The 25,213-nt window shown below is 72.8% G+C and carries 25 protein-coding genes; 14 read left to right on the forward strand and 11 right to left on the reverse strand.

Annotated elements, in window-relative coordinates; translation table 11 throughout:
- The first annotated feature begins 58 nt into the window (after positions 1-58).
- From AB0J80_RS05240 to AB0J80_RS05260, 5 genes are all read left to right on the forward strand, one after another.
- On the forward strand, positions 59-313 hold the full coding sequence (locus AB0J80_RS05240) for a DUF5999 family protein (protein ID WP_364700607.1): 255 nt from the start codon (positions 59-61) through the stop codon (positions 311-313).
- Positions 314-322: 9 nt separating this feature from the next.
- Positions 323-2,668, forward strand: a complete 2,346-nt coding sequence (locus AB0J80_RS05245) for a LuxR C-terminal-related transcriptional regulator (RefSeq protein WP_364700609.1) — start codon at positions 323-325, stop codon at positions 2,666-2,668.
- A gap of 65 nt (positions 2,669-2,733) precedes the next feature.
- Entirely contained in the window at positions 2,734-3,099 is a 366-nt protein-coding gene (locus AB0J80_RS05250) for a VOC family protein (protein ID WP_364700611.1), read from the forward strand.
- Positions 3,100-3,154: 55 nt separating this feature from the next.
- Positions 3,155-3,751: a winged helix-turn-helix domain-containing protein gene (locus AB0J80_RS05255; RefSeq protein ID WP_364700613.1), complete on the forward strand. Its 597-nt coding sequence runs from the start codon at positions 3,155-3,157 to the stop codon at positions 3,749-3,751.
- Between the two features lies 1 nt (position 3,752).
- Positions 3,753-4,970, forward strand: a complete 1,218-nt coding sequence (locus AB0J80_RS05260) for an MFS transporter (protein ID WP_364700615.1) — start codon at positions 3,753-3,755, stop codon at positions 4,968-4,970.
- A 54-nt stretch (positions 4,971-5,024) separates the two neighbouring features.
- On the opposite strand, the gene AB0J80_RS05265 is transcribed toward AB0J80_RS05260, so the two are convergent.
- Positions 5,025-5,504, reverse strand: a complete 480-nt coding sequence (locus AB0J80_RS05265; protein WP_364700617.1) for a TspO/MBR family protein — start codon at positions 5,502-5,504, stop codon at positions 5,025-5,027.
- Between the two features lie 9 nt (positions 5,505-5,513).
- On the reverse strand, positions 5,514-6,134 hold the full coding sequence (locus AB0J80_RS05270; RefSeq protein ID WP_364700618.1) for a TetR/AcrR family transcriptional regulator C-terminal domain-containing protein: 621 nt from the start codon (positions 6,132-6,134) through the stop codon (positions 5,514-5,516).
- Between the two features lie 59 nt (positions 6,135-6,193).
- Here AB0J80_RS05270 and AB0J80_RS05275 point away from each other — a divergent pair, with 59 nt between their 5' ends.
- Positions 6,194-7,828 (forward strand): CocE/NonD family hydrolase, encoded by a 1,635-nt coding sequence (locus AB0J80_RS05275; protein WP_364700620.1) that lies wholly within the window; start codon positions 6,194-6,196, stop codon positions 7,826-7,828.
- Here the strand turns inward: AB0J80_RS05275 and AB0J80_RS05280 are convergent.
- A complete protein-coding gene (locus AB0J80_RS05280; protein WP_364700622.1) occupies positions 7,807-9,504 on the reverse strand; it encodes an alpha-glucosidase in 1,698 nt (565 codons plus the stop codon). The two genes, AB0J80_RS05275 and AB0J80_RS05280, sit on opposite strands and share 22 nt — an antisense overlap.
- Positions 9,505-9,565: 61 nt before the next feature.
- Here AB0J80_RS05280 and AB0J80_RS05285 point away from each other — a divergent pair, with 61 nt between their 5' ends.
- From AB0J80_RS05285 to AB0J80_RS05310, 6 genes are all read left to right on the forward strand, one after another.
- A complete protein-coding gene (locus tag AB0J80_RS05285; RefSeq protein ID WP_364700624.1) occupies positions 9,566-10,567 on the forward strand; it encodes a glycosyltransferase family 4 protein in 1,002 nt (333 codons plus the stop codon).
- Between the two features lie 103 nt (positions 10,568-10,670).
- Positions 10,671-11,822, forward strand: a complete 1,152-nt coding sequence (locus tag AB0J80_RS05290; RefSeq protein ID WP_364700626.1) for a glycosyltransferase — start codon at positions 10,671-10,673, stop codon at positions 11,820-11,822.
- Positions 11,819-12,901, forward strand: a complete 1,083-nt coding sequence (locus AB0J80_RS05295; protein WP_364700628.1) for a glycosyltransferase — start codon at positions 11,819-11,821, stop codon at positions 12,899-12,901. Before AB0J80_RS05290 ends, AB0J80_RS05295 begins: the two co-directional genes overlap by 4 nt.
- Positions 12,898-14,403 carry a glycoside hydrolase family 130 protein gene (locus AB0J80_RS05300; protein ID WP_364700630.1) on the forward strand — a complete coding sequence of 502 codons (1,506 nt, stop codon included), beginning with the start codon at positions 12,898-12,900 and terminating at the stop codon, positions 14,401-14,403. The genes AB0J80_RS05295 and AB0J80_RS05300 overlap by 4 nt, the downstream gene beginning before the upstream one ends.
- A gap of 67 nt (positions 14,404-14,470) precedes the next feature.
- Positions 14,471-15,580 carry a lactonase family protein gene (locus AB0J80_RS05305; RefSeq protein ID WP_364700632.1) on the forward strand — a complete coding sequence of 370 codons (1,110 nt, stop codon included), beginning with the start codon at positions 14,471-14,473 and terminating at the stop codon, positions 15,578-15,580.
- A gap of 81 nt (positions 15,581-15,661) precedes the next feature.
- Entirely contained in the window at positions 15,662-16,327 is a 666-nt protein-coding gene (locus tag AB0J80_RS05310) for a hypothetical protein (RefSeq protein ID WP_364700634.1), read from the forward strand.
- 1 nt (position 16,328) lies between these two features.
- Here AB0J80_RS05310 and AB0J80_RS05315 read toward each other — a convergent pair whose 3' ends face one another.
- Positions 16,329-17,000, reverse strand: a complete 672-nt coding sequence (locus AB0J80_RS05315) for an enoyl-CoA hydratase-related protein (RefSeq protein WP_364700636.1) — start codon at positions 16,998-17,000, stop codon at positions 16,329-16,331.
- 39 nt (positions 17,001-17,039) lie between these two features.
- The gene (locus AB0J80_RS05320) at positions 17,040-17,861 is read right to left on the reverse strand and encodes a methyltransferase domain-containing protein (protein WP_364700638.1); all 822 of its coding nucleotides are present in this window, start codon (positions 17,859-17,861) and stop codon (positions 17,040-17,042) included.
- 141 nt (positions 17,862-18,002) lie between these two features.
- On the opposite strand from AB0J80_RS05320, the gene AB0J80_RS05325 reads away from it, so the two are divergent.
- A complete protein-coding gene (locus AB0J80_RS05325) occupies positions 18,003-19,028 on the forward strand; it encodes a Gfo/Idh/MocA family oxidoreductase (protein ID WP_364700640.1) in 1,026 nt (341 codons plus the stop codon).
- Here AB0J80_RS05325 and AB0J80_RS05330 read toward each other — a convergent pair.
- Positions 19,019-19,876: a haloalkane dehalogenase gene (locus AB0J80_RS05330; RefSeq protein WP_364700642.1), complete on the reverse strand. Its 858-nt coding sequence runs from the start codon at positions 19,874-19,876 to the stop codon at positions 19,019-19,021. The genes AB0J80_RS05325 and AB0J80_RS05330 overlap by 10 nt on opposite strands.
- A gap of 83 nt (positions 19,877-19,959) precedes the next feature.
- Here AB0J80_RS05330 and AB0J80_RS05335 point away from each other — a divergent pair, with 83 nt between their 5' ends.
- Positions 19,960-20,403 (forward strand): MarR family transcriptional regulator, encoded by a 444-nt coding sequence (locus tag AB0J80_RS05335; RefSeq protein WP_364700644.1) that lies wholly within the window; start codon positions 19,960-19,962, stop codon positions 20,401-20,403.
- Between the two features lies 1 nt (position 20,404).
- Here the strand turns inward: AB0J80_RS05335 and AB0J80_RS05340 are convergent, their stop codons facing one another.
- Genes AB0J80_RS05340 through AB0J80_RS05360 form a run of 5 tightly spaced genes read right to left on the reverse strand, consistent with a single transcriptional unit; the run spans position 20,405 to position 25,193 of the window.
- Positions 20,405-21,274, reverse strand: a complete 870-nt coding sequence (locus AB0J80_RS05340) for a serine hydrolase domain-containing protein (protein ID WP_364701302.1) — start codon at positions 21,272-21,274, stop codon at positions 20,405-20,407.
- A 25-nt stretch (positions 21,275-21,299) separates the two neighbouring features.
- A complete protein-coding gene (locus AB0J80_RS05345) occupies positions 21,300-22,127 on the reverse strand; it encodes an SDR family oxidoreductase (protein WP_364700646.1) in 828 nt (275 codons plus the stop codon).
- 2 nt (positions 22,128-22,129) lie between these two features.
- Complete coding sequence (locus tag AB0J80_RS05350; protein ID WP_364700648.1) at positions 22,130-23,113, reverse strand: amidohydrolase family protein; 984 nt, start codon at positions 23,111-23,113, stop codon at positions 22,130-22,132.
- Positions 23,110-24,339: a kynureninase gene (gene kynU, locus AB0J80_RS05355; protein ID WP_364700650.1), complete on the reverse strand. Its 1,230-nt coding sequence runs from the start codon at positions 24,337-24,339 to the stop codon at positions 23,110-23,112. The genes AB0J80_RS05350 and kynU overlap by 4 nt, the downstream gene beginning before the upstream one ends.
- Complete coding sequence (locus tag AB0J80_RS05360) at positions 24,336-25,193, reverse strand: tryptophan 2,3-dioxygenase family protein (RefSeq protein WP_364700652.1); 858 nt, start codon at positions 25,191-25,193, stop codon at positions 24,336-24,338. The genes kynU and AB0J80_RS05360 overlap by 4 nt, the downstream gene beginning before the upstream one ends.
- Between the last annotated feature and the right edge of the window lie 20 nt (positions 25,194-25,213).

The raw sequence follows: 25,213 nt of genomic DNA on the forward strand, positions 1-25,213 counted from the left end.
GTTCCCCGGTGTCCCCCGGGCGTGTCGCGACGAACTCTTGCTGCCGGAAGGGAGCGAGATGCAGTGCAGTCACGTGCCGCCCTGTCCAGGGGCGGCGGACACCGACCATGAGGCCGCGCGGGTGGTGGCCACCCATCCTGAGCAGGGCTGGAGCCTGCTCTGCAACGGCGTGGTGACCTTCGACGACACCGGCGAGCTGCTTCCGGACGGGCGCGCGGTCGCCGCCAAGGCCGTCGCGGGACTCGCCCTCGCGGGCCGAGCCGGGGCCACCGTGGGCATCCGGCAGACCGCAATCGGAGGTCGCACGCACTAACGTGCTCGTATGAGCACCGCCACGAGCGCGCGCGGTTCCCTCGGCAACCTGCCCGCCGAAGTGACCAGCTTCGTGGGCCGGCGCCACGAGATGACCGGCGTGCGGCGGATGCTCTCCACCAGCCGCCTGGTCACGCTGACCGGCGCCGGCGGGGTGGGCAAGACCCGGCTGGCCCAGCACGTCGGGCTGGAGATGCGCCGCGCGTTCCCCGACGGGGTGTGGCTCGCCGAGCTCGCCGAGCTGCGCGACCCCGATCTGGTCGCGGTCACGGTCGCCGAGGCTCTGGGCGTACGGGAGGAGTCGGTCAGTCCTGACGCACCGGGGCTGGCGACCTTCCTCGCCGATCGGCACGCCCTGCTCATCCTCGACAACTGCGAGCATCTCGTGGCGGCGTGCGCGGATCTCGCCGAGACTCTGCTGCGCGCCTGCCCGCACCTGCGCATCCTCGTGACGAGCCGGCAGGCCCTGCGGATCGCGGGCGAGGCGACGCTGACCGTGCAGCCGCTGTCGGTGCCCGGGTCCGACCTCGAGTGCACGCCGGCCGACCTGTCCCGCTACGAGGCTGCCAGCCTGCTGGTGGAGCGGGCCACGGCCGTGCTGCCCGGTTTCGAGGTCACCGACGCCAACTGCGCCACGGTCACCGCGCTCTGCCAGGCACTGGAGGGCATGCCGCTGGCCATCGAGCTGGCCGTGGCCCGGCTGCGGGTGCTGACCCTCGACGACATCCTCGAGCGGCTGACCGACCGCTACCGCCTGCTGACCACCGGCGCCCGCAACGCCCCGGCGCGCCAGCAGACGCTGCGCGCGCTCATCGACTGGAGCTGGGACCTGTGCACCGCCCCGGAGCGCCGGCTCTGGTTGCGGCTGTCGGTGTTCTCCGGCGGCTTCGAGCTCGACGCGGCGGAACAGGTGTGCGCCGCCCCGCCGCTGGAGGCCGGGTCGATCCTGGACCTCGTCGGGTCCCTCGTGGACAAGTCGGTGGTCTTCCGCGTCGGCGACGGCCCGCGCGCCCGCTACAAGATGCTCGAGGTGGTCCGGGAGTACGGCGCCGCCCGCCTCGCGGAGGCCGGCGAGCAGCACGACATCGCGCAGCGGCACTGCGACTGGTTCGCGGAGCTGGCGCACTACAGCGACGCGCACTGGGCGAGCCCGGACCAGGCGGCGCTCATGCTGCGGCTCCGCCACGAGCAGGCCAACCTCCGCGTCGCCCTGGAGTACGCGGTCACCTCCGGCCCGCCGGAGGTGGCCCTGCGCTTCGCGGCCGACCTGACGAACCACTGGTTCGTCCGCGGCTTCCTGTCGGAGGGCCGGCACTGGCTCGACCGCGGCCTGGCGTTGCCCCCGCCCCGGCACTGGACCCGCGTCCGCGCGCTGCGGGTGGCGTCCTGGATCGCCTGCGTGCAGGGCGATCGCGCCCGCGCCACGGCGCTGCTGGCCGACGCGAAGGACCTCAACGCCACCCTGCCGCCCTCGCCGGAGCACGCTTTCCTCCCGGTGGTCGAGGGCAACATCGCGATGTTCGCCGGCGACCATGCGACGGCACTCCCGCTGTTCGAGCAGGCCCTGGCGGAATTCCGCGCCCTGGACGCCCGCAGCGGCGAGCTGTGGTGCCTGGCCGTGCTGGGACTCGCCCGCGGCCTCGCATCGGCGTCACCCACCGACGGGTACGCCGACCTGATCGCCTGCCAGGACCTCGCCGCGGCCAACGGCGAGGTGTGGTGGCGCTCGTTCGCGCTGTGGGCGCTGAGTGTCCTGCGCTGGCGCGCGGGCGACAACCGGGGCGCCGCCGACGCGGCGAAGGAGAGCCTGGAGATCGGGACGATCGTCGAGGACGAGCAGTTCACGGTGGGCCTGTCGCTGGAGACCCTGGGCTGGGTCGCCGGCAGCGAGCGCCGCGACCAGCGCGCGGCCCAGCTGCTGGGCGCGTCCGACCGGATGTGGCGGGCCATGCACGCGTCCCTGTCGTCGTTCCGCAGCCTGCACGACTTCCACGACGAGGCGACCTCCCAGGTCCGGGCCCGCCTGGGCGACCGCGCGTTCGACGCCGCCTTCAGCCGGGGCACCGCCCTGTCGACAGCCGAGGCGGTCTCCCTGGCCGTGGAACGGGTGCCGACGCCCCGGACCGCCCCGGCTGGTGTCGCCGCGGAGCCGTCCGCCCTCGGCGACCTGGGGCTGACCCGCCGGGAACGGGAGGTGGCGACGCTGATCGCGGAGGGCCTGACCAACCGCGAGATCGCGGCACGCCTGGTGGTGGCCCAGCGCACCGCCGAGGGACACGTCGAGAACATCCTGAGCAAGCTCGGCTTCACGTCCCGGGCGCAGGTCGCGGCGTGGCTGGCTTCCCACCGTACCTGACAGAGGTTGTCAGTCTTTCCGGGCAGTATCGGCGGTGACCCATCCGCACGGAGAAGAGGACCACCATGCCCGGCTTCGCCACCCTCGCCATGCTCAACCTGGACGCCACCGACCCGGCGGCCCTGGCCACCTTCTACTCCGGCGTCCTCGGCTGGGACGTCCTGCACAGCGAGGCTGACTACGCCATGATCGGCGACGGCTCGACCAGCATCGGCTTCGGCCGCGTCCCGGGGTACTCGGCCCCGGGCTGGCCGCAGGAGTCCGCACCGAAGCGCTACCACCTCGACTTCTACGTCGACGACCTGGACAAGGCGGAGGAACAGGCGCTGGCGCTGGGCGCCACCAAGCCGTCCGAGCAGCCCAACCCGGACCGCTGGCGCGTCCTGCTCGACCCGGCCGGCCACCCGTTCGACATCTGCCTCCGCTCCTGACGGCATTCCAAAGGATTGTTTGACATCGGCGCCACGCCGGGGTGAGACTCCAAGCATGTCTTTGGAGTCTCACCCCGGGCGTCGCGTCATCACCGACCCGACCGCACTGCGGGCCCTTGCGCACCCGTTGCGCATCAAGCTGTTCGGGCTCGTCGGCCGAGAAGGCGGCCTCACCGCCGCCGAGGCCGCACGCCACCTCGGCATCAGCCAGGCGCTCGCCTCGCATCATCTGCGCCAGCTGGCCAAGTACGGCTACGTCGAGCGCGGGCCGGCGGGCGACAACCGCGAGCGGCCGTGGCGAATCACCGCCACGTCCAACCGGTTCGCCGGAGACGACTCACCGGAGGGCTGGGAGTCGGTCGAGCTTCTCGACCGCCACATGGCCGAGCAGGCCGCCGCTCAGCTCGCCGACTGGCAGCTCCGGCGAGCGGACGAGGACCCCGGCTGGAGCGAGCACGCCGGCGTCGACCAGTCTCTGCTCTACCTCACGCTCGAGGAGTTCGCCGAGCTCAAGACGGCCTGGCACGCGATGGTCGCCGAACGGGCCGCCCAGCGCCCGTTGGGCGACGCCACGAAACGCCCCCCGGGCGCGGTACCCGTGAACTTCACCCTGGTCGCCGTGCCGCTGCGGCCGACGGCTTCCGGTGGCTGAGGTGGGACGCGATCTGCGCCTCCTCCTCACCGCCAACCTCATCTCCCTCATCGGCGACTGGATGCTGCGGACCGGGGTCGCCTACCAGATCTACGTCCTCACCGGATCCACCGTCGCCTCCGCCGCGGCGGTGCTGGCCTCGCTCGTGCCTTCGATCGCGCTGGGCTCGCTCGCCGGAGTCTGCGCCGACCGGTGGGACCGGCGACGAACCATGGTCGGCGTCAACGTGCTCATGGCCGCTGCGCTGCTGCCCCTGCTCGCCGTCGGGAACGCCGGGAAAGCCTGGATCATCTACCTGGTCCTGGCCGCGCAGAGCTGCCTGTCGCCCTTCTTCTCCTCCGCCGAGGCTGCCCTGCTGCCCACTCTCGTGCCGCAGGACCGGCTCGTCACCGCGAATGCCCTCAACGCCCAGGTCCGTGACATCGCGCGCCTTGCCGGCGCAGCCCTGGGCGGCGTGGCCGCGGCGGCCCGTGGCATCGCCCTGCTGGGCGCACTCGACGCAGTCACCTTCCTGCTGAGCGCGGGGCTGCTGCTCGCCATCCGGGTACGCCGCAGGCCGGAACACGCGTCCCGCGCCCACCCGGTGCGCGAATGGATGCAGGGGCTGACCATCGCGCTCGGCAACCACGCACTGCGGGTGTTCCTCGCCTTCGGACTGGTCACCGGCATCGGCGAGGCGGTGATCGGCACGCTGATGGCGCCGTTCGTGCGCGACGTACTGGGCGGCAACGCTCAGGCGTTCGGCCTCTTCATGGCGGTGCAGGCGATCGGCGGGCTCGGCGGCGGCCTCATCGTGACTCTGGTCGGGCACCGGTTCGCGCCCCGCGCCATGTTCGGCTGGGGCGCGGTCGCCTTCGGCGGGCTGGATCTGGTGCTGTTCACCTATCCGCTGCTGACACCCACCCTGTGGCCGGCCGTCGGGCTGATCCTCCTGGTGGGACTGCCGGCAGCCTTCCTCGCCGCCGGCAGCATGACCGTGTTCCAGCAGGCCACCGAGGACGGACACCGGGGCCGGGTATGGGGTGCCATCGTCACCGTCGACGGGATCGCGATACTCGTCGGCTCCGTGGCAGCGGGCACTCTCGCCGGGTGGTGGGGCATCCTGCCGGTGATCGCGACTCAGGGGGTGGTCTACGCCCTGGCCGGCGCGATGGTTCTGCTCTGCCTGCCGCGACGCCTGACCCCCGCTCCGGGTCGCCTGCTGTCCAAGATCGGGTGACGCTCAGCGGGCTCACAGCACGGCTGCCGCAGGATGGCCGGCATGCCTCCGCGGTCAGTTGGCCAGCCAGATCGCCGCGTTCAGCGCGGTCGCGAACGTCACCCACGCCCAGTACGGCAGCAGCAGCCCCGCCGCGAGCCGCGAGACCGGGCGGAACAGCAGCACGGTGACGCCGATCGCGACCCACAGCACCACGATGTCCACCAGGGCGAGGCCGTAGCGGCCGAAGCCGAAGAAGATCGGCGTCCAGAGCGCGTTCAGCACGAGCTGGATCGCGTACGCCGTGAGCGCCGGCGTCCAGCCCGTCCGGCGCCACACCAGCCAGCCCGCGACGGCGATCATCGCGTACAGGATGGTCCAGACCGGGCCGAACAGCCACGACGGCGGCGCCCAGGCGGGCTGCTTCAGGCTCTGGTACTCCTCGGCGGTGCCGGCCACGCCGAGGCCGCCGATCAGCGCGGCCGCCGCCACCGCGGCGGCGAAGGGGGCGAGGCTCCACCGGGAGCCGGGTCGATGGGCGACGTGGCTGCTCATCCCGGGGTTCTACCCGACGAGACCGGCGATCATGCGGGCGGCGATGTCCTCGAACGACGGCGGTGCGCCGGATCCGCCCTCCGCGAGCACCGCGGCCAGCTCGGGGTAGGCGCCGCTCGCGACCGCGGCCTGCAGGTGGGCGACCTGCGCCGCGAGGTGTTCGGGGGTGGTGGCTCCGGCGCGCGCCTGAGCGAGCTCGTGCGTCACGTAGCCGACGACGAAGCCGGTGACGAGGGCGATGACCTCCATCTTCGCCGGGCCCGGCAGCCCGGTGCCGGCGAGCGCGGCCAGGCCGCGCTCGAGGAAGCCGAGCATGTTCGGTCCCTGCAGGTCGCGGCCCGGGACGGCGGCGCGCAGCCAGGGGTGGCGCAGCATGAGCTGGCGCTGCCAGGAGGCGAGCTGCAGCAGCGTCGGCGCCGGCGGTCCGTCGTACTCGCTGACCTGGTCGACCATCAGGTCGACGAGCTCGTCCTTGTCGCGGACGTACGTGTAGAGAGACATCGCCCCGGTGCCCAGTTCGGCGGCGAGCCGTCGCATGGTGAGTGCCTCCAGCCCTTCGGCGTCGGCTACGGCGACGGCCGCGGTGACGACGGCGGTACGGGTCCGCGCGGGCGGGCGGCCACGGGGCACAGCGATCCTCCGGGATGGTCTACTATTTCCAGTACAACGTACGGGAAAGGGGCCGGGTCATGCAGCGACTGCCATTCTTCCTTCGGATGATGCGACGCCGCGCACGGGCGGCCGCCCCGTACGACGTCCAATGGCAGCCCGGCCTCGAGGTGCCCGCCGCGGACGGCAGCCCGCTCGTCACGGACCACTACGCCCCGGTCACCGACGAGCCGTGCCCCGTACTGCTGGTGCGCAGCGCGTACGGGCGGGGCTTCCCGTGGAACGTGCTGTTCGGCACCGCGTACGCCGCTCACGGTTTCCGCGTGCTGCTGCAGAGCACTCGCGGGACCGGCGGCTCGGGCGGCGAGTTCCACCTGTGGCGCAACGAGGCGGCCGACGGGCAGGCGACCGTGGAGTGGATGCGCAAGCAGGAGTGGTTTCCCGGCGCCTTCGCGACGATCGGCCCCAGCTACCTCAGCTACGTGCAGTGGGCGCTCGGCCTGGACCCGCCGCCCGAGTGGCGCGCCGCGGTCCTGCAGGTGGCGGCCCACGACTTCTACGACGGCTTCCACCCGGACCAGCAGTGCGCGCTGCGTCTGGAGATGGCTCTCATCAGCGGCACCGCGTTCTTCCACCAGTCGGCCGGCCAGCTCTCCTATCTCCGGGCGCTGCTGCGGCTCGCCCGGCACCTGCGGCACGCCGTACGCGGGGTGCCGCTCCTGGACTCCTACCGCCGGGCACTCGGGGGCCGGCGGCAGGAGTTCGAGGACTGGGTCGGTCACCCGTACCCGGACGACCTGTTCTGGGCCGGCGCCGACGCCGGGCCGGCGGCCGACCGGATGACCGTGCCCGTCAGCCTGGTCACCGGGTGGCACGACCTCACCCTCGGGCAGACCCTGCGGCAGTATGACCGGCTGCGCCGCGCCGGGCAGGATCCGACGCTGATGATCGGGCCGTGGACCCACACGTCCCTGTTCGAGCAGGGCCGCGCCGACGTGCTCGCCGACTCCCTGGAGCACCTGCGGTTCCACCTGCTCGGCCGCGGCGAGCGGAGGACGGGGGTGCGGGTCCACGTCGGCGGCGAATGGCGGGATCTGCCGGCCTGGCCGCCGCCGAGCACGCCGGCCCGCTTCCACCTGCGTCCGGAGGGCGGCCTGGGCGAGCTCGCCGACGGCGCGACGAGCTTCACCTACGACCCGCGCGACCCCACGCCGTCGTTCGCCGGCCAGCTGCAGTCCCGCACGGCGGGCGCCCGGGACAACAAGCCCCTGGAGGCGCGTCCCGACGTCCGGACCTTCACCACCGGGCCGTTGCCCGAAGCCCTCGAGATCATGGGTACGCCCACAGCGGACCTGTACGCGACGGGCAGCACCGGCCACTTCGACCTGTTCGTACGCCTGTGCGACGTGGACCCGCAGGGACGCTCGGTGAACGTGTGCGACGGCTTCGTCCGGCTCACCCCCGACCACGCCGACGAGGAGGTCGTGCCCGTCGCGCTCGGGGCGGCCGGGCACCGCTTCGCCGCCGGGCACCGGATCCGGCTGCAGGTCAGCGGGGGTGCGCATCCCCGCTTCGCCCGCAACTACGGCACGGGTGAGCCGCTCGCGACCGCCACGCGCCTGGTCGCCACGACGACGACCGTGCACCACGACCCGGCCCACCCGTCCGCGCTGACGCTGCCTGTCGTCGGACCTCAGCCCAGCGTGCGCCGGTAGATCACCACCTGCCAGGGTTCGAGCTCGAGACCGGCCGGCGCGGGGGCGTTCGTCAGCACCAGCTCCGCCGACGACCAGGACTCCGCGTCGGCGAGGTCGGCGCGGGTCCGCTCGCCCGAGAAGTTGCCGATCACCAGCAGCTCGACGCTGCCGTGGCGGCGGGTGAACGCGTACAACTTCTCGTCGTCGGGCAGCAGCATGGTGAAGTCGCCGTGGACGACGACCGGTTCCTTGTGCCGCAGCTCGATGAGCCGGCGGTAGAAGTGGTAGACCGAGTCGGGGTCCTGCACCGCCGCCGCGGCGTTGACCTCGGTGTAGTTGGGATTCACCGCCAGCCACGGCGTGCCGGTCGTGAAGCCCGCCTGCGGCGAGGAATCCCACTGCATCGGCGTACGGGCGTTGTCGCGGCTCCGGGCCCGCAACACCGTCAGCATGTCCTCGGGCGAGCGGCCCTCGTGCTCGAGCGCCTGGGCGTACTGGCCGAGCGCCTCGATGTCGCGGAAGTCCGCGATGGAGGCGAACGGCGCGTTGGTCATGCCGAGCTCCTCGCCCTGGTAGACGTAGGGCGTGCCGCGGTGCAGATGCAGCACCGCCCCGAGCATCTTGGCCGAGCGGGCCCGGAATTCCGGTGAGTCGTCACCGAAGCGGGAGACCACGCGGGGCTGGTCGTGGTTGTTCCAGTAGAGGCTGTTCCAGCCCACCTCGGCGAGACCGGCCTGCCAGCGCCCGAAGATGCCCTTCAGCTTGGTCAGCTGCAACGGGTACAACGTCCAGGGGTCGGGTCCGCGGTCGACGTCGACGTGCTCGAAGCCGAAGACCATGTCGACCTCGCGGCTCGCGGGGTCGGTGTAGCGGATGGCCTCCGCCACCGTGACTCCGGGCATCTCGCCGACGGTCAGCATCTTGTCCCGGCCGGCGAAGACCCGCTCGTGCATCTCGTGCAGGAACTCGTGGTTACGCGGCCCGTTCATGAAGTACGGCCCGCCGTCGCCGTAGGGCCAGCCGGGGCGTACCGCGCCGTCGGGCAGCGCCGTGTCCTTGGAGATGAAGTTGATGACGTCCATCCGGAAGCCGTCCACGCCCCGGTCGAGCCACCAGTTCATCATCGCGTACACAGCCTCGCGGACCTCGGGGTTCTCCCAGTTGAGGTCGGGCTGCTTGCGGCTGAAGATGTGCAGGTAGTACTCGCCGGTCGTGGGGTCGTACTCCCAGGCCGGCCCGCCGAAGACCGAGCCCCAGTTGTTCGGCTCGGCGCCGGGCGTACCGGGTGTCATGCCGGCCCGGGCCGGGCGCCACCAGTACCAGTCGCGCTTCGGACTGTCCTTGCCCGACCGGCTCTCCACGAACCACGGGTGCTCGTCGGACGAGTGGTTGACCACGAGGTCCATGACCAGGCGCATGCCGCGCTCGTGCACCGCGGCGAGCAGCTCGTCGAAGTCGGCCAGCGTGCCGAAGACCGGGTCGATGTCCTGGTACTCGCTGATGTCGTAGCCGTTGTCGTCCTGCGGGGAGCGGTAGATCGGCGACAGCCAGATGACGTCGACGCCGAGGCCCGCGATGTGGTCCAGGTGCTGGATGATTCCCCGCAGGTCACCCATGCCGTCGCCGTCGGCGTCGGCGAAGCTGCGCGGATAGATCTGGTAAACGACGGCACTGTGCCACCAGGGGTTCTCCATGGTCCCTCTTTAACACGCGAACCCCGTACGGAACACCTGATCGCCTCCCATACTGAGGATCATGAAGGTGGCGCTGCTGGGACCGATCGCGTGGCGTACGCCGCCCGTCCACTACGGCCCGTGGGAGCTCGTCACCAGCCTGCTCGCCGAAGGGCTGACCGCCCGGGGGGTCGACGTGACGCTGTTCGCGACCCTGGACTCGGTCACCAAGGCCACCCTGGACGGCGTCGTGACGCGCGGCTACGAGGAGGATCCGGAGCTCGACGGCCGGGTGTGGGAGGCCCTGCACGTCGGGTACGCCCTGGAACGCTCGGGCGACTTCGACCTCGTGCACAACCACCTGGACTGGCTGCCGCTGGCGTTCTCCGGGCTCTGCCGCGCGCCGATGCTGACCACGATCCACGGCTTCTCCGGGCCGAACATCCTGCCGGCGTACCGGCGCGCCCGCTCGGCGTTCGTGTCGATCTCGGACGCGGACCGCTCCCCCGACCTGGACTACGTGGCGACCGTCTACCACGGCGTCGACCTGGACGAGCTGCCGTTCGACGCGGACGGCGGCGACGGCCTGGTGTGCTTCGGGCGCATCCACCCCGACAAGGGCACCCACGCCGCCGTCGAGATCGCCCGCCGGGCGGGGCGCCGGCTCACCCTGTGCGGCATCGTCCAGGACGAGCGTTACTTCCACGAGCAGGTGGAGCCGCACATCGACGGGGACCGGGTGGTCTACCTCGGCTCGGTGGGCCCCGCCGACCGGGCCCGGATCCTGGGCGGCAGCGCGGCGCTGCTGCACCCGATCCGGTTCGCCGAGCCGTTCGGCCTGTCCGTGGTGGAGTCGATGGTCTGCGGGACGCCGGTGGTGGCGTACCCGCGGGGTTCGATGCCGGAAGTGGTGGACGAGGGCCTCACCGGCCGGCTGGTCGCGGGCGTGGACGAGGCGGTGGCCGCCGTCGCGGAGATCGGACGCCTCGACCGGGCGGCGTGCCGGGCGCGGGCCCGCAGCCGCTTCGGCGCGGACCGCATGGTCGACGACTACCTGAGGATTTACCGCGAATTGGTCGGATGATAAGGGCTTCCTTGTTACCGTCGATTACCGAATTGCGGTAATTCCATGCAAATGTCCTAGCACGCTGCGGGGAGGCAGCACCCTGAGCAGAAAGGGCCCGTTCATGCCCGCCACGTACGGCTTTCTCAGCACCTATCCCCCGACGCAATGCGGTTTGGCGACGTTCAATGCGGCATTGGCGTCCCACCTCACCGGGGGCGCGCCCGGCAGCGGCGTGGTCCGGCTGCTCTCGGCGGACGCGGCCGGCGGCGGGCTGGAAGTCGACCGGACGGCACCGCGGGTCGTGCACACCTGGCACACCGACGTGGCCGGCGGATGGGCCGCCGCGGCGAACGCCCTGAACCGCTTCGACGTGGCCGTCGTCCAGCACGAGTACGGCATCTACCCCGGCGTCGACGGCGACGAGGTGCTGCCCCTGCTGCGCGCGCTCAAGGTGCCCACGATCGTGGTCCTGCACACCGTGCTGAGCACCCCGTCGCCCTCCCAGCGGTCCGTGCTGGAGCGCATCGTCGGTACCGCGGACGCGGTGGTCACCATGACGGACACCGCCCGGCACCGGCTCATCGCCGGCTACCGCGTCGACTCCCGCAAGGTGACGGTCATCCCGCACGGCGCGGGTAGCCACTCGAGCGCTCCCCGCGAGACCCTCGAGGTTCCGCACCTGCTCACGTGGGGGCTGCTCGGCCCCGGCAAGGGCATCGAGTGGGCGCTGCGGGCACTGGCCCTGCTGCGCGACATGGATCCGGCTCCCGTGTACACGGTGGCCGGCCGGACCCACCCGAAGGTGCTGGAACACCACGGCGACGTCTACCGGCAGTCGCTCAAGGCGCTGGCCGCCGAGCTGGGCGTCACCGAGCACCTGCGGTGGGAGGACGTCTACCTGGACCAGGCCGCCCTCAGCCGGCTCATCCGCTCCGCCGACGTGGTCGTGCTGCCGTACGACTCGACCGAGCAGGTGACCTCCGGGGTGCTGATCGAGGCGGTCGGCGCCGGCGTGCCGGTGGTGGCCACGGAGTTCCCGCACGCCGTGGAGCTGCTCGCCGACGGTCCCGGCCTGCTCGTGCCGCACCAGGACCCGGAGGCGATGGCCGCCGGCATCCGGCGACTGCTGCAGGCGCCCGACGCGACCAGCCGGCTGACCGGCCTGACCGGCGGGCCCACCCTGCGCTGGCCCGCGGTGGCCGCCCGCTACCAGAGCCTCGCCGCGGGGCTGCTCGCCGACCGCGCACCCGTCGCCGCCTCCGTGCCGGCGTGAGCGTCTCCCTGCGGCTCGTGCCGCCCCCGCTGCAGCTCATCGAGGCGCCGGAACCGAACTGGTCGCACCTCGCGCGCCTCTCCGACGACACCGGCCTGCTGGAGCACGCGCGCAACGCGATCGTCCGCCGCGAGCACGGGTACTGCGTCGACGACGTGGCCCGCGGCCTGGTGGTCGCCAGCCGGGAACCCCAGCCCACCGCCCAGGTCATCGGGCTGGCCGAGCGCTACCTCGCGTTCCTGAACCACGCGACGGCACCCGACGGCAGGGTGCGCAACCGGCTCTCGTACGACCGCCGCTGGCTCGACGAACCGTCCACCGGCGACTGGTGGGGCCGCGCCGTCTGGGGCCTGGGCACCGCCGCCGCGCGCAGCACCGTCCCGTGGATCCGCAAGGAGGCCCGGGAGGCGTTCGCCGTCGCCGTCCAGCAGCGCTCCCCGTGGCCCCGCGCGATGGCCTTCGCCGGGCTGGGCGCGGCCGAGGTGCTGCGTGCCGACTCGCGGGCGGGCGATGCCGCGCAGCTGCTCGGCGATGCGGCCACGGTCATCGGGCTGCCGGGCCGCGACCCGCAATGGGTCTGGCCGGAGCGCGAGCTGACGTACGCCAACCCGGCCCTGCCCGAGGTCCTCATCCACGCCGGCGACCTGCTCGGCGACGAGCCGCTGCTCGCCGACGGGCTGCGGATGCTCGGCTGGCTCTGCCGGATGCAGAATCACCAGGGTCACCTGTCCACCGTGCCGGTGGGCGGCTGGCACCCCGACGAAGAGCGGCACCGCTTCGACCAGCAGCCGATCGAGGCCGCGGCCACCGCCGACGCCTGCGCCACCGCGGCGGCGGTGACCGGCGACGACTACTGGGAGGGGCCGCTGGTGCAGGCCATCGCCTGGTTCCTCGGCGACAACGACACCGGGTCCGTCATGTACGACCCTTTAACTGGCGGGGGATATGACGGTTTGACGCCGGATGGGCCTAATCTGAACCAAGGTGCCGAATCCACTCTCGCGCTCGTCTCCACGTTGCAGCACGCCCGCGCGTTGGCAGGCCGCAGCGCGACCCGACCGTCAGGCGGCCTAGCGTGACCGCAACTCTCGACCCGCACGGGGTCCGGACCACTACCCTCGTCCAGCGCCACGAGCTCACGATGCAGCCCGACGGGCGGCGCGTGGTGATCAAGCTGTTCGTCCCCGGCGAGGACGCCCAGCTGGCGCAGAACCGGGCGTCCAGCCTCATCGAACGCATCCTCCAGCTCGACGAGAGCGAGATCGGCAGGCTGCTCGACGACGTGCTGGCCCGCTTCTCCGGGCGCCACCACGACATTCTCGCCACGTTCCAGCATCACTACGACGTGGTGCACCACCGCGTGCCGCCGGACGTCGAGCTCTCACCGAACGCGCGGACGCTGATCGGCGCGTACTTCAGCCACGAGTTCGCGGTCGAGGCCGCGGCGCTCTGCAACCCCTCGATGGTCCCGCATCCCGACCAGAGCGGACTCGAACCGGGCGAGCTGCGGGTGGCGATCAGCCTCCGGCAGATCGGCGAGGGGCACATCTCCTCGATCGGTTTCTGCTCGGCCGTCCTCGGACCGCACGACGCCTTCCGGCTCGAGAACCGCGACGGCCCGCTGGTCATCGGCGAGCGCACCGGGGCCAAGCACCAGCGCGACCTGCTCGCCGCCGGCCTCGCCGAGCTCGAGATCGACAACGAGCTGACGTGCAGCGTCCTGGGCTCGCTGCCGGAGCGCTACTCCGACGAGGAGTTCGAGGACGTCCTCGGGCACCTGCCGGGCGAGCTGCTGGCCCGTCCCACCACCGGGGACACCCTGGCCGTGCTGCGGGAGATCACCGCGACCGACTACGCGGTGACGTTCCCGGCGTCGGTGCCGCTGCACCGGCGGGTGCTGTGGCCGGCCGCGCCCGCCGAGAGCAACGGCATGGAGGACGCCCGGTTCGTACAGGTCGCCGAGCCCGACGGGCGCCTGGCGTACCTCGCGACCTACACCGCGTACGACGGCCGGCAGATCGGCGGGCGCATGCTGCACTCCCGCGACCTGCGGCACTTCGAGGTCACGGCGCTGCGCGGACCGGCGGCCCGCAACAAGGGCATGGCCCTGTTCCCGCGGCCGGTCAACGGGCGGCGCCTCGCGCTGTGCCGCTCGGACGGCGAGACGCTGGGCCTCAGCGAGTGCGACGAGAACAACCGCTGGCAGGAGGCGACCCCGCTGCTCGTCCCGCACCGCGGGTGGGACCTGATCCAGGTGGGCAACTGCGGATCGCCGGTGGAGACCGAGGCGGGATGGCTGGTGCTGACGCACGGGGTCGGCCCGATGCGCCGGTACGCGATCGGCGCGATGCTGCTCGACCTCGACCACCCGGAACGGGTCCTCGCCGACCTGCCGCACGGCCTGCTGGAGCCGGACGAGATCGAGCGTGAGGGGTACGTCCCCAACGTCGTCTACTCCTGCGGCGGGCTGCTGCACGACGGGCGGCTGTGGCTGCCGTACGGTGCCAGCGACGTCCGGGTGGGCTTCGCCAGCATCGCGCTGGACCGGCTGCTGGACGCGATGGTGGTCGTCGTCCCCTGATGCACGCGGACATCGTCGAGCCGTGCCGATCTCCCGATCGGTACGGCTTTCCGTTAGATTGCCCTCCATGGATGGATTGAGGATCTCCCGCCGCGGGCTTCTCACGCTCGGCGGCGCCGCGGCGGTCACCGTCGCGGCCGGCGCCGGCGCCGTCAGGACCCTGCCCGCCGTCGCCGACGAGGAGCCTCCGATGACCACCTTCCACGTCGGCAGCTACACCTCGGCGGGCGGCCCCGGCATCACCCGCGGCCGGCTGGACCCGGCGACGGGAGCGCTCACCGCGACGGCCACGACCGCCGCGGTCACCGACGCTTCCTGGCTGGCGACCAGCCCCGCCGGCAGCATCCTCTACGCGATCAGCGAGCAGGACGAGGGTACGGTCAGCGCCCTCGCCCCCGACCTCGGCGTGCTCAACACCGTCGCCACCGGTGGCGGGCCGGCACACCTGGCCGTCCACCCCGGCGGCAGCTTCCTGTTCGTCTCGCTGTACGGCGCCGGCGCGGTAGTCACCCACCCGATCGATGCCGACGGCACGGTCGGCGCCGCCACGGACATCCGGCCGCAGGGCACCGAGGGTCACCCGTCGCACGCCCACCAGGTGGTGATCGATCCGCTGGGGTCGTACGTGCTCGCCGTCGACCTCGGCCGCGACAGCGTCTTCACCTACACGCTCGACGCGCAGGCGGGCAAGCTGACCGAGGTGGCCCGGACCGCGATGGCGACCGGCAGCGGCCCCCGGCACCTCGCCTTCCACCCCTCCGGCGAGGTGGCGTACGTGGCCGGCGAGCACGACTCCACCGTCACCGTGTGCCGATGGAGCGACGGGGTGCTCAAGCCGGGCCAGGTCATCGCGGCGGCACCGGACACCGGGGTCACGAACCACCCGGGCGAGATCGCCGTGTCGCCGGACGGCCGCCACGTCTACGTCAGCAACCGCGGCACGAACACGGTCGCCGTCTTCGCCACCGGCGACGACGGCACCCGCCTCGAACGGGTCGCCGCGCCGGCGTGCGGCGGCAACTGGCCCCGGCACCTGGCCCTGGACCCCACCGGCCGCTGGCTGTACGTCGCCAACCAGCGCTCCGGAACCGTGACGTGGCTGCCGGTGCGCGACGGCATCCCCGGACCGGCCGCGGGGTCCCTGGCGGTCCCGGGCGCGGCGCAGATCCTGGTGTAGTCCCCGGCGTCGACTTTGGTCGGTGCCACGACGACTTTCGGTGGTATCCCCGGCCCCTGCGGGCGGTGAAGGCTTGCCGGCGTGATCGAGGAACGGACCGTGGCGACGCCGTGGTGGGCCCGCGCCGCGATGTGGACCGCCCTGCCGGCCGCGGGCGCCGGGGCCGGCTGGGTCGTGCACGAGCTGCCGGACTGGATCCTGCGCATCCCGTTCGCGCCGATGCGTGGCCCGTCGCGGTGGGCGGCACGGCTTCCGGAGCCCGAGTCGACCCTCGTCCTCCTGGCCGTGGGTGCGGTGCTCGGGCTGGTCCTCGCCTACCTGGCCGACCTGGAGTCGCTCACCGTACGGATCACCGGCAGCGAGGTGGTGCTCACCCGGCCGGGAGTGCGGCGGACCGTCGCCCTCGGCGAGGTCGTCGCCGCGTTCCGCGAGCGGGACCGGCTCGTGCTGCTCGGGCGTACCGGCCGGGAGCTGGCCCGCGAGCCGTCCCATCTCGGCGAACGCCGGCTCGCGGCGCTCTTCGGCACCGTCTGGCGGGACGGGGACCCGTACGCGGGCACGTACCGGCGCTGGGTCCCCGGCCTGCCCGACGTGCCGGCCGAGGCGGAGGCCCTGTTCGCCGCCCGGCAGCAGGCGCTGGGCAGCGGTGACGCCGATGACGCCCGCGAGCTACGCGACGAGCTGGGCCGGCTGGGCTTCGTCGTCCGCGAGGAGCGCAAGCGGCAGCACTTCCGCCGGGCGCAGTGACTCAGCCGAGCGGGTTGTCCTTGTCGCGCAGTGTCTCCAGCACGGTCGCGTACATCCGGGCCTTGATCGTGGCGAGGGTGTCGCCGGCCTTGGCGGCCTGTGCCGCGGCGAGCCCGGCCGCCGCCGTGCGCACCTCGTCCTCCGGCACCGCCTGGTCGACGATGCCCGCGGCGAGCGCTTCGATGCCGCCGTAGCGCCGGGCCGTCGTCATGGCCTCGTGTGCGGTGCGGGGGGCGAGCCGGGACTGGATCAGCGCGGACATGCCGCGGGTGAAGGGGATGTTGATCTCCGCCTCGGGCAGGCACCAGAACCCGCGGTCCGCCCGCATCACGCGGAAGTCGTGGGCCAGCGACAGCATCGCCCCGGCGGCGAAGGTGTGCCCCTGCAGGGCGGCCACGGTGATCACGGGCAGCGACAGCATCCGGGCGAACAGCTCGTGCACCGACACCGCGTACTCGTGGAACCTCTCGGCGTTGCGCCCCAGCCAGTCCAGGTCCAGGCCGTTGGAGTAGATCTTGCCCGTGGCCGCGGTGACCAGCGCACGGGCGCCGTCGGCCCGCTCGACCCGGTCCAGGGCGGCGGTCACCTCGGCGATCCAGTCGGGATGGAACCGGTTCTCCCCGTCGCCGAGGTCGAGGACGAAGACGTCGTCGTGGCGGTCCAGCGTCGGCATGGCGCTCCTCTCGATGCTACCCACGGGTAACATACGGCATCACACCGTGCCGGCGACCACCCAGATGGTCAGGACGGCGAGAAAATCGCCCCGCTCGCCGGCCGTGTCGACCTGCGCGAACCATTCGTCGCGCAGCCCGGCGGGGGTCATCCAGCTCTCCTCCGGCACGTCGTGGTTGACCATCGGCAGCACCACCGCCGCCGACGCCGGGTCCGGGAAGTAGCAGGTCACCGGCGTCGCCGTGACGTCCTCGAGGCCGTGGTCGACCAGGCGGCGGCGCAGCGTGCGGCCCATGTCGAGCTGCCGCGGGGTGAGCCTGCCGTGCATGTGCCCGATCACCGTGCCGGCCAGGGCGCCGTCCACGCCGTCGAATGCCAGCGACGCCCAGTCGGTGTCCAGCAGGCAGACGCGCCCGCCGGTCCGCGTAACCCGGACCAGCTCGCCGATCGCCGCGTCCGCGTCCTCGACGTGCTGCAGCACCCGCTCGCACCACACCCCGTCGAAGCTCTCGTCGTCGAAGTCCAGCGCGCGGACGTCGCCCGTCACGTACGAGATGGCGCCGCCGGTGTCGCGGGCCCGAGCGGCCGCCAGGGTCGCCGCGGAGAAGTCGAGCGCGACCACCTCGCCGTCCGGGGCGACGGCGGCCGCGAGCTCGCGGGCGACGTCCCCGGCACCGCAGCCGGCGTCGAGCAGACGCTGGCCGGGACGGGGGCGCAGCGCCTCCCAGGCGGTGTGCCGCACGCGGCGGATCTCGGGGTGGCGGGACATCGCCTCGAGCGCCGCCACGAGCATGGCGAGCATGTCGGGCGGCATCCGGTCGAGGTCCGCGAACGGGGTGCGGTCCAGCTGGTCGGGCTCCATGGCGCCCATGGTGGCTCGGGAAAAGCGCCCCGACCGGCGCACGTCAACCTTCCGACATGCCGCGTTCACGTTTCGTGATCGCAGCGATCGTGCTCTGCGTCACCCTCCCGGGGAGGATCGGGGTTTGTAAGATTCCGCACCATGACGGCAACAAGGATCGGCCTGGTCGGGTACGGCTCGGGCGGGCGCATCTTCCACGCGCCCCTGCTCGCGTCGGCGGAGGGCGTCGAGTTCGCGGGCGTGGTGACCCGCTCGGCGGAGCGGCGCGAGGAGCTCGCCAAGGCGCACCCCGGCGTGCCCGCGTACGACTCGATCGCCGACCTGGCGGCCGCGGGAGCCGAAGCCGTGGCCATCTCCACCCCGGCCGCCACGCACGCCTCCCTCGCCCGCGAGGCGATCGCGCAGGGGCTGGCCGTGGTCGTCGACAAGCCGTTCGCGCTGGACGCGGAGGCGGCCCGCGAGGTCACCACGATCGCCGCGGACCGGGGCGTGCTGCTGACCGTCTACCAGAACCGCCGCTACGACGCCGACCTGCTGACCGTGCGCCGGCTGCTCGACGAGGGCACGCTCGGCGAGGTCCGCCGCTTCGAGTCCCGCTTCGAGCGCTGGGACCCGGACCGCCAGCCCCCGGCCGCGGGCGGCGGCACCCTGCTCGACTTCGGCGCCCACCTCGTCGACCAGGCGCACCTGCTCTTCGGCCCGGTCGCCCGGGTGTACGCGGAGATGCACTCCGACGGCGACCTCGACAGCGACGTCTTCGTGGCCCTGCACCACCGCAGCGGCGTGGAGTCGCACCTGTGGGGCAGCTGGCGGCAGGCCGCGCCGGGTCCGCGGTTCCGCGTCACCGGCACCACGGGCACGTACATCGTCGACGGCATCGACGGTCAGGAGGCGGCGCTCAAGGCCGGCCGCTCCCCCGCCACCCTCGGCGACCGCTGGGGCGTCGAGCCGGAACACGCCTGGGGCCGCCTCTACCGCGGCCGGACCGGTGCGCCCGTCCGCAGCGAGCGGGGCCGCTGGGACAGCTTCTACCCGGCGTTCGCCGCGGCGGTCCGCGGCGAGGGACCGCTGCCGGTGGACCCGTGGGACGCGGTGCGGAACATGGACGTGCTCGACGCGGCCCGGATGAGCGCGACGACCGGCGAGACGGTCGATCTTCAGATCTGACACCGCTCGGCCCAGGCGGTGACGGCTTCGGCGATGGCCTGCGGCTGGTCCTCGGGAGCGTGGTGCCCGGCGGGGCCGCAGTGCCGGACCGTCAGGGCGGCGATGGTGGCCTTGCACCACTGCGCCGTCTCGGCGTCGATCAGGAGGGTCGGCGAGGAGTCGAAGGTGAGCAGCAGTTTGGGCACGTCATGGCTCGTGGCCAGCCACTTGCCGTACCGTTCGACGCGCTCGGCGACGTCCGCCGGCTGCCCGTCCAGGGGCAGCGAGCGGGCCCACTCGAGGATGGGACGCCGGCTGTCCCGGGTGGGGTACGGGGCCAGGTAGGCGGCCAGGTCCTGCTCGCTGACGGGCTTCAGCACGCCGCCGGTGAAGGCGGACGTGAGGAAGAAGTTCTGGTCGAGCACCAGCTCCTCGCCTTCGGGCCCGCGCACGGCCTCGGCGCGCGCCCGCGGCCCGCCCGCCAGGTCGCTCCACGACAGGGGCCGCACGATGGTCTCGAGGAAGGCCACGCCGCGGACCCGGTCCGGGTGCCCGGCCGCCCAGTCGAAGGCGAGCGCTCCGCCCCAGTCGTGCCCGACGAGGACGACGTCGTCCAGGCCGAGCCGGTCGAACCAGGCGTCCAGGTAGCGGGCATGGTCGGCGAAGCGGTACGGCACGTCGGGCTTGCCCGACCGCCCCATCCCGATCAGGTCCGGGGCGAGCAGGCGGGCCCGCAGACCCACCGCGGGCAGCACCTTGCGCCACAGCCACGACGAGCTCGGGTTGCCGTGCAGGAACACGACAGGGGTGCCGGCGCCCGGAATCTCCTCGTAGTACATCGTCGACTCGAGCACGTCGGTCATCGGCATGACAGCCCCATTCGTTGGTCACACTAACGTTTCGAGCGACGGTAAATCGTTAGTGCGACTAACGCAAGGGCTATGCTGACGGGATGAGCGACAGTGCGGAGCGGCTGCGCAAGCTCCCCACGCGGCTGCTGTCCCTGGCCGCGATCCATTCCGATCGCCGCGTCACCGAGGAGCTGGCCCGCGCGGACGCCCGCAAGTGGCACTACGCGGTGCTGGCGACCCTGGACGAGTTCGCGCCGGCGAGCCAGGCCGAGCTCAGCTCCCGGACCGGCATCCACCGCAGCGACCTGGTCGCGGTCATCAACGAGCTGGCCGACCGGGGGTTCATCCAACGCGCCCCCGATCCCGCCGACCGCCGGCGGAACGTCGTCACGCTGACCGGGCCGGGCCGGCGTCAGCTGCTGAGGCTGGACGGACTGATCGCCGACGTCGAGGACGAGGTGCTGGCCCCGCTGACTCCGGAGCAACGCGACCAGCTGACCGGCCTGCTCTGCGCCCTCGTGGACCACCACGGCCGGCGGATGTGACTCAGAGCAGGCGTTCCAGCAGCGCGAAGATCGATGACGGGTCCAGCACCTCGCTGTTGGTGAGCACCACGATGCGCCGGTCCGACTCCGGCAGGCAGGCCGCGAACGTCTTGTAGCCGGCGTTGTGCCCGCTGTGCTGGAACCACGGCTCGCCGTCGTACGTGCCCACGAACCAGCCGTAGCCGTAGCCGCGGGAGTGGTCGTCGGCGTTCCCGGTCGCCGCGCGCTCGGTGAGCATCAACGTGCGCCACGGCTCGCCGAGCACGTCCCCGGCCCACAGCCGGCGCATCCAGGAGACCATGTCGCCGGTGGTGGACCAGACGTCGCCGGCGCCCATGCCGACCACGTCGAGGTCCCAGGACGGCAGGGCAGCGCCGTGCTGGTCGTGTCCCGGGGCGATGTCGCCCGCGTCGCCCGGCGAGCCGGCGAAGGTGCCGGTCAGGCCGGCGGGGCCGAAGACCCGGCCGGCGAGGAAATCCCGGTACGGCAGGTCGGCGACTCGCTCCACGACCTGCGCCGCCAGCACGTACGCCGGACTGCTGTAGCGCCAACCGTCGCCCGGCGCGAACACCGGCGGCACGCGGCGGAAGGTCTCGACCAGCTCGCCGGGGTCGACGCGGCGGCCGAGGTCGATCATCGGATAGTCGTGCCAATGCCCGATCCCGGAGGTGTGCGCGAGCAGATGGTGCAGGGTCACCCCGGGCCAGCCGGCGATCCACCGGTCCAGCGGGTCGTCCAGGCGTACCCGGCCGTCCTGCGCCAGCAGCAGCACCGCGGCGGCGGTGAACTGCTTGCTCACCGAGGCCAGCTGGTAGCGGATCGGCGACTCCCCACCGATGACCGTCTCGTCGCCGCGCTCGAGCCGGACCATCCCGCCGTGTCTCACCCCGCCGACTCTAGGATGACCGCACCAGCTCCGCGAGGGTCTTCGCGCGGCGGCCGACGAGCCCTTCGATCGCCGGGTCCACCGTGGCCAGTTCGCCGGCGGCCACCGCCGTGTACGTGCTCACCCAGGCGTCCACCTGCCAGGCCGGGGCGCCGTACGCCGCGCGCGAGGCGTACGCCTCCTCGAGGGTCTCGTCATGGAAGCGGACCTCGCGCCCGGTCGCCTCGGTGAGCACCGCCGCCATCTCGGCGAACGTGAGCGCCTCGGGCCCGGTGAGGTCGTAGGTCCGGCCGGCGTGCGGTCCCGGGTCGCGCAGCACGGCGACGATCGCGTCCGCGATGTCGTCCTGCGCCACGACCGCGGCCCGCCCGTCCCCGCCCGGCCAGCGGATGACCCCGTCGTCACCCACGAGCGCCGGCACGAAGTCGGCGTACAGGTTGTCGCGCAGGAAGGTGAAGGGCAGGCCGCTTTCCCGGATGTGCTGCTCCGTCGCCCAGTGGTCGCGGGCGAGGGTGAAGGTGGCGTCCGGCCGCGCCCTGGCGAAGGAGGTGTAGACCAGGTGGCCGACGCCCGCGGCCGCCGCCGCGTCGACGAAGACGCGGTGCCGGTCGACCCGGTCGGGACTCTCCGACGCCGAGACCATCAGGACGGTCCCGGCGCCCTCGAGCGCGGCCCGGACCGCCGTGGCGTCGCCGTAATCGGCCTGGGCGACCTCGGCGCCCGGGATGCTCGGGGCACGGGCAGCGTCGCGGACGAGGAGCCGCTGCGGCCGGTCCAAGCGGGCTGCCACCCGGCCTCCGAGGCGGCCCGTGGCGCCGCTCACCACTGTCAGGGTCATGCTCAGACGATATGCCGGGGGTTGACCTCGGGGCCGAGAACCCGGGCGGTGGCCAGGGAGTCCGCGAACCGGCCGGGATCGAGGTCCAGGCCGCCGGGCACCCAGCTGAGTTCGGTACGGCCGGGGTCGGTCATGGCCGCCAGGACGTCCGCCGGGTTCAGCCCGGCCTCCTGCAGGGCGCGTACCTCGCGGGGATTGATCGCGAGCGGCAGCGGGCCGTTGCCGAGGTCGGTGCCGTACCGGACTTTTCCGCCCTGGCCGAGGAAACGCCGCAGGTTGCCGACCGCGGTGACCCGATCCGGCGACGGCGCGCCGTAGCCGTGGATGTCGAGGGTGCTGATCCACGTCATCCGCGCGGCGCACGCCCGGACGAGCCCGTCGTCGAGCTCCTCCGTCCACGGTGTATGGGCGAGCAGGTCGGCTCCCGACTCGTACGCGGCCCGCACCATGCCCGGCCCCTCGGCGTGCACCACCACCGGCAGCTCCCGCGCGTGCGCCGCCTCGACCACGGCCGCCAGCGTCCCGGGCGCCAGGACCGGCCCGCCCGCGTGTGCCGTGACCTTGATCAGCGTCGCTCCCCCGGCGTACGCCTCCGCGACCGCCTCGGCGGCGTCGGCCACCGACCGGACCGCACGACAGCTTCCGGCCGGCGCCCACGACCGGTCGCTGGGGTAGCCACCGGGTGCGGTCAGGAACGGCCCGGCGAACCGGAGCCACGGGTACCGGGCGGCCACCGCGGCGACCGCCACCGGCGCGCCGCCGAGATCCCAGGCCCAGGCGATCCCGCCGGCGTGCAGCGTCGGCAGATCCACCAGGGCGGAGTGCACGTGAGCGTCCCCGAGCCCCGGCAGCACCGTGCCGGGCAGCCGCTTGCGCTTGTCACCGGCGGGCAGGTCGCCGGCTGCGGCGAGCACACCGTCGCGCAGTGCCGTCCCCGTGTGCCACCGGCCGTCCCACCACAGCGAGTCGGGCACCAGCCAGGTCATGCGTGCTTCTCGAGCAGATCCCGCAGAATCCCCAGTCCCCGGTGGACCTCGGCGAAACCGGTGCTCAGCGGGGCCGGTCCGATGCGGAGCCCGTCGGGGCGGCGGTAGTCCGGGATCACCCCGCGCTCCCACAGCGGGTCCAGCAGCTCCTGGAAACCGGGCCGGCGCAGCGTCACGTGGCCGCCGCGGCGCTCCGGCTCCCGGGGCCCGGCCACCTCCACGCCCAGCGGCGTCAGCCAGCGGTCCGCCAGCTCGATGACGTAGTCGGTGAGCAGCAGCGACTTGGCCCGCACGGCCTCGATGCCCGCCTCGGCGTAGAGGTCCAGGCTCGCGTGCAGCGGCACCATGCCCAGGATCGGCGGGGTGCCGCTGAGCAGCGCCCGGGCGCCCGGCGCCGGCTCGTGCCCGGGTCCCATCTCGAACGACGCCCGATGCCCCATCCAGCCCCAGATCGGTTGCCGCAGCTCGTCCTGCAGCCCCGCCCGCAGGTACGCGAAGGCCGGCGCCCCCGGACCACCGTTGAGGTACTTGTACGTGCAGCCCACCGCCAGGTCCACGCCCCACGCGTCCAGCTCGACCTCCACCGAGCCGGCCGAGTGGCACAGGTCCCAGAGGGTCAGCGCCCCGGCGGCGTGCGCCACGCGGTTGATCTCCGCGGCGTCGGCGAGCCAGCCCGACCGGTAGGCGACGTGGCTGAACAGCACGAGCGCCGTGTTGTCGTCCACCACCGCGGCGACCTGCTCCGGCGTGATTCCGGCGGCCGGGTCGGTGTCGATCCACACCAGCTCGGCGCCGCGTTCCGCCGCGACGGCCTCACACACGTACCGGTCGGTCGGGAAGTTGTCGGTGTCCAGCACGATGCGGCGGCGGCCGGGACGGGCGTCGACGGCCGCCCGGACCAGCTTGTAGAGCAGCACGGTCGTGGAGTCGGCCACCACGACCTGCCCCGCGGCGGCGCCCAGGGCGATCGCGCCGAGCCGGTCGCCGAGCCGCTGCGGCCACTCCAGCCAGCCGTCCGTCCAGCCGCGGATCAACCGGCCCGCCCACTGCTCGCGGACGAACTCGGTCATCAGCTCCCCGGTGGCGCGCAGCGGCCGGCCCAGCGAGTTGCCGTCGAGGTACGAGACCACGTCGAAGTCGCCGGGGGCCAGGAAACGGTCGCGCAGCGGCGCCAGCGGGTCGGCGGCGTCCAGCGCCTCGGCCCGCTCCAGCAGGTCGTCCGTCACAGATCCTCCACGCCGATCTCCGTGCGGACGGCGTACAGCTCGGGGAAGAACTCCAGGTCGAGGGCCTTGCGCAGGAACCCGACGCCGCTGGAGCCGCCGGTGCCGCGCTTGACCCCGATCGTGCGCTCGACGGTCTTGAGATGCCGGAACCGCCAGAACTGGAAGTTCTCCTCGAGGTCGACGAGCTCCTCGCAGGCCTCGTACGCCTCCCAGAACTTGTCCTTGTTCTCGTAGATGGCGACGAAGACCGGCACCAGGTCGGCGTGGAAGCGCCACGGCAGCGTCACGTCCCGCTGCAGCAGCTCGACCGGGATGTCGTGGCCGTGCCGGGCGAGGTAGCGCAGGAACTCGTCGTAGACGCTCGGCGTCTCCAGCGCCTCGACGAGCATCTCCTGGGCCGCCGGGTCGTCGTCGAAGAGCGACAGCATCCGCCGGTCCTTGTTGCCGAGCGTGAACTCGACCGCGCGGTACTGGTACGACTGGAAGCCCGACGAGGTGCCCAGAAAGCTGCGGAACTCGGCGTACTCGCTGGGGGTCAGCGTGGCCAGCACCGACCACTGCTCGGTCAGGCAGCGCTGGATGTGCTTCACCCGGGCCAGCCCCTTGAGGGCGGGCCGCAGCTCGTCGGCGGCCAGCTGCCGGCGGACCGCCCGCAGCTCGTGCAGGACCAGCTTGAGCCAGAGCTCCGACGTCTGGTGCTGAAGGATGAACAGCAGCTCGTCGTGGTGCTCGGGCACGCTGACCGGATGCTGCGCGCTGAGGATCCGGTCGAGATCCAGGTACTTCCCGTACGACAGATTGACCTTGAAGTCGCGGACGATGCCCGGCTCCAGCGGCCGCTGGTGCGACGACACGATGACCTCCTGACGGTGAT

The sequence above is a fragment of the Actinoplanes sp. NPDC049548 genome (assembly GCF_040676695.1).
Lineage (GTDB): Bacteria > Actinomycetota > Actinomycetes > Mycobacteriales > Micromonosporaceae > Actinoplanes.